Source organism: Frankia sp. Mgl5 (assembly GCF_023242985.1).
GTDB lineage: Bacteria > Actinomycetota > Actinomycetes > Frankiales > Frankiaceae > Parafrankia > Parafrankia soli.
In genome coordinates, this window is record NZ_JALKFY010000298.1 from 1 (window position 1) to 243 (window position 243).

General features: G+C 54.3%; 1 pseudogene. It reads right to left on the reverse strand.

Features of this window, described 5'->3' with window-relative positions:
- A pseudogene (locus tag MXD62_RS09415) lies at nucleotides 1-225 on the reverse strand (ABC transporter substrate-binding protein); the annotation flags it as partial.
- Nucleotides 226-243 lie beyond the last annotated feature (18 nt).

The following is a 243-nucleotide window of genomic DNA, read 5'->3' on the forward strand; positions in this document are numbered from 1 at the left end:
GAAAAAGCCTTGCTCTTCTGCTGCAAACAGAAAGGAATGTACCGCATTGGGATACCAGTCGAGCGCTACCGTAAGTTCCGCAGGTTCAGCCTGGGGAGCACTGCTCGTCGTTTGCTCAGTCGTTGGTTGTGTAGCTGTGCCGCTGCCGTTTGAACAGGCAGCGAGGCCGGCGGTAAGCAGTAAAGCTGCCGCCACTGAGGTTGCGCGTTTCCATACAGGTTTCATATTCGTACTCCTTCTTCT